At 56.8% G+C, this 3,855-nt stretch carries 4 protein-coding genes; 2 read left to right on the forward strand and 2 right to left on the reverse strand.

Annotated elements, in window-relative coordinates; all coding sequences use genetic code 11:
- A partial coding sequence (locus J4G14_09485; protein MCE2458032.1) for a cadherin repeat domain-containing protein occupies positions 1-1,373 on the reverse strand: 1,373 nt, incomplete at its 3' end.
- A 10-nt stretch (positions 1,374-1,383) separates the two neighbouring features.
- The gene (locus tag J4G14_09490) at positions 1,384-2,466 is read right to left on the reverse strand and encodes a hypothetical protein (protein ID MCE2458033.1); all 1,083 of its coding nucleotides are present in this window, start codon (positions 2,464-2,466) and stop codon (positions 1,384-1,386) included.
- Positions 2,467-2,678: 212 nt separating this feature from the next.
- Here J4G14_09490 and J4G14_09495 point away from each other — a divergent pair, with 212 nt between their 5' ends.
- Entirely contained in the window at positions 2,679-2,840 is a 162-nt protein-coding gene (locus J4G14_09495) for a hypothetical protein (GenBank protein ID MCE2458034.1), read from the forward strand.
- A 323-nt stretch (positions 2,841-3,163) separates the two neighbouring features.
- The coding region (locus J4G14_09500) for a hypothetical protein (protein MCE2458035.1) at positions 3,164-3,855 on the forward strand (692 nt) is incomplete at its 3' end.

Consider the following 3,855-nt stretch of genomic DNA (forward strand, 5'->3'; position numbering starts at 1 on the left):
TCGAGCATTACTGTCATCAGGACCCCTTCTGTTGGCTGCGCGGGCAGCCCGGTTACCTTGCCAGGCTCATCCACGTTGGTGACATTCACGCTTGCCTGTCGCCAATCGGCGCTGCTGGCACTGTCAGTGACTGTGATCCTCACGGTGGCTGGGTTGGAGAATTCGTCGTCCTCGAAGTCTGGGGCAGACTTGAAACTGAGCGTGGTGTTCGCACCGGTGGCGTTGCTGAGCTCGAATACCGCATCACTCGACAGCGACCATCGCAGGTTCGCGTTGTTATCCTCATCGTCGGTCGCAGTGTACGTGAACACCACGTCCGTATTCGGACTGCCGCTCTTGATCTCTGGATAATCGAGAATTGCGTCTCCTTCGGCGATTACAGGATCCTCTTCTACGTTAGTGACCGAGATGGTTACGCTCCTGCCGGAGCCGGTTCTTCGAGAGGAATCGGTAGCAGACACCGTGACGGGGTAAGAATCGCGTTGCTCGTGGTTCAAGGCTACTTTGGTAGTTAGAACACCTGTTAACCTATTGAGTTCGAACCAACTGCTGCCACTTGTTAGATTGAAGAGGAAGGTATCGTCCCCATCGGCATCAGTCGCTGAAAAGCTCCCGACCGTAGTACCAACATCGGCTGTCTCAGGCACAGATGTGGCTTCTGGAACGTTGATCGTAGGGGCAGTATTTGTAGCAGTCCCCATTGCAGAAACAGCAGGCACAACTGTATACGCTGAACTAGTAGCAGTCTTAGTGGTTGCACTAAAACCGTCCCTGTACGTTGCTATAGCCGTCAGTGTCCCTGTGGCCGTTGCCGTGTAGTTTGACCTCGTGGCTCCGCTGATGGTTGAGCCACTTAGACTCCACGACCAGGAGATTCCGGAGGGCTTGTCATCGTCAGACAGCGTCGCCGTTATCGAGATTCCAACCCTTGCTTCGGGATGACTCAGGGTGACTGTTCCGGGCTCCTCCACGTTTATGACCTTTACGGTCACAGGCATTTTCACCGTAACTCTATACCCACTATTCCTGATGCTTGAGGACAGGGCCTCATAGTTTTGCACAGATTTGAATGTGAGATCAGCGGTAGCGCCGGTCTCATCTATATCGAAGACGTTTCTGTGGGTCCCTGTTAGCGACCAAGTCAAGGTCGCGTTGTCATCCTCATCATCGGCACCCGTGAACGTTGCCACTGCAGTTGCAGTGGAGGTGTTCTCATCCTGTACTGGTCCATCATCACCCGAGATCGTCGGATCCTCGTCCACGTCGGTGACTCTGATAGTCACCGTAGTTGTTCCTGTTAGATTTACAGGATCGGTGGCGGTAACTTCTACCTCGTACGAGTCGTCTGTGTTGGTGTCGTGCTCAAAGTCCATAATCGGGTTGTCAGCAGCAGCTAGTTTGAGCTGCCCCGTTGAGCTGTCTATGTCGAACAGGCTCTCGTTTTCTGGTCAACACCTCCTGCGAGCCGTCCTCGCCGATGTCCGCCGCTGTAATCGGTTGGCCGACGGCATCGCCTTCCTCCAGGCTCTCGTCTTCAGGCACAGACATGGTTATCTGCGAGCCAGCGGTTTCTTCGTCGTCGTCAGGGAACACGGGGGCCGCGTTAATGTACTCCTCCATTATCACCTTGTTGTCGGAAATGCCATGAGCGGTTCTTTCCTCATCCGTGTCTTGGCCGTCGAAGTACGTGGCTGTCGCGCGCAGGTAGTGCCCCACATCGGCAGCTTCGGGCGTGCGAGTATTGCTGAGTGTCGGGTTGTCGGTACTGGTCGCAATCGGTGTCCCCCACGGTCCGTCTCTGGACTCGGACCTGTACCACTGCCATGTGGTGGACGCGCTTCCGGTTAAGTCCGTACTAATCGGATCAGTCAGAGTGCGGGCAGAGTCAATCGCGCGATCGTCGTCGGTCAGCGTTACACTGATCTCGGTTCCTTCTTTGGGCTGGGTGTGAGAGAAAGTTACTTCCCCGTCCTCGTTCACGTTCTGGACGTTTACGGTTACGGTGATGGTGTGGTGGGGGCCGTTGATAGTGCTAGCGCGCACCTGTACGACGTATTCATTGTCGCCAGCTGCGTAAGCCCCGAGCGCGCTGTCGTCAGGATCCTCGTAGTCCGGCGGATCCTCGAAGGTGAGCACGCCGTTTGTCATTTCGAACTCGTCTGCATCTGGACCAGCGGTACTAGCAGGCAAGATCGACCAGGTGACATCCTGCTGCTCCGGGTCGGTCCCCGCATAGACCACGACGGGGTCGTCGCCGTTCTCGTCGTAATCTATCTCCTCCGTGCCCGTCGTATCGTCCGCATTCGTCACCGTCTCCTGCGCGAACGCCGAGAAGAACGACTGAGACGCCAGAAACAGTACCGCCAGCAGTACGCCCGCGAACAGAAAGGTTCTTGCTATCGTGCCAGAAGGGATAATGTGCGACATCCGGTACCTCGCTTCACCGATCTTGTGTGAATCTGACATTCCTTCTTCTGTGAAAGACCTCGCCATGAGAGCGCTCCAATATGATGAATGGCTGCATCCCCGACGGGTCGTGGTGACACACGTCGGGAGTGTTGCTGCCCTATGAATACAGATTGATGCAGAGTAGATTGTCGCTACCGTCATTCGAAATTGTCAATGTGGTGAGGGGTCTTATTGGGAAGAATTTAAGACAAGTACAAAATTAGGAGTGAGTGGAGAGGAGTGAGGAGTGCCAGTACCCGGACTTCGACCCGTACGTCGCCACCATCGACGAGGAGTACTTCCAGTCATTCACCGCCTGCAAAGACCCCGACTGCGAGGTCCACGGCAGTCACCCCGAAATCCACTGGGACCCCAACGCCCACAACTACTGACCCAGAACCCCAACCAACAGACCCCCTCTCCTGGGGGAGAGGGCTGGAGCCTGCCCCGGACTTGATCCGGGGGTGAGGGCGAAAGGTCCGACTCCAACCTACTGGACACCACCCAGAGCGGCGAGCCACTTCGTGGGTTCCGGCCTTCGCCGGAATGACGATATGCGAATACCTACCCCTGTAAGCCCACCAAGGGTCCGAGCCGAAGCCACAACCACATCACCCACACAACCAAATCATGTAAATCCCATAATCACACAAATCCGAGTTCAGACAATCCCCTTGACTGTGTAAGAACGTATGTACTATTATAGCCCCCAACCATGTCCCTATCCCAATACATCAGAGACAACACCGACGACGGTAAGATCGTCGCCCGCGTCCTCATCGACGTGCTGGAAGGACGCCTCGACGGCGCCAAGATCGGCCACAGGCTGACAGCCGCGAGGCTCCTCACCATCTACGGTCACGAAGACGCTGACGACTTCATCGCCGACAATACGCCGCACGTCTCTGACAGGGATTGGAGCCAGAGAGTCCAGGTCGAGGTAGACCCCGCCATCTCCTCATACATCAAGCAGAGGTCCGATGGCGGACGCGAGATCTGTCAGTTCCTCATCGACGTGGTGAAGGGAGAGATCGAGGGCATCCGCGTCGGACACCGCGTATGGGCAGCCAAAGAGCTGCTCAACCGAGCGTACGGCAAGAGCCAGGGCAGACCCCTGCCCAAGCCCCCAGGGTCGACCTCGACGAGGCGTCAGCCTCGCAAGACACACCCGCAGCCCGTCACACCGGTCTACGCTGCGAGCGCAGCAGTCCTGGACGAGCCTGAGCGGCAGTCGGACCATGAGATAGACCCTCGCATCGACATCGTAAGGGATGTCCAGGACTGGCTGGACATATGCGACACCCCCCGATACGAGTTCATGGAGGAGTGCCAGCACCCGGACTTCGACCCGTACGTCGCCACCATCGACGAGGAGTACTTCCAGTCATTCACCGCCTGCCAGGACCC

Source organism: Dehalococcoidia bacterium, from assembly GCA_021295915.1.
Lineage (GTDB): Bacteria > Chloroflexota > Dehalococcoidia > Lucifugimonadales > UBA1123 > VXRN01.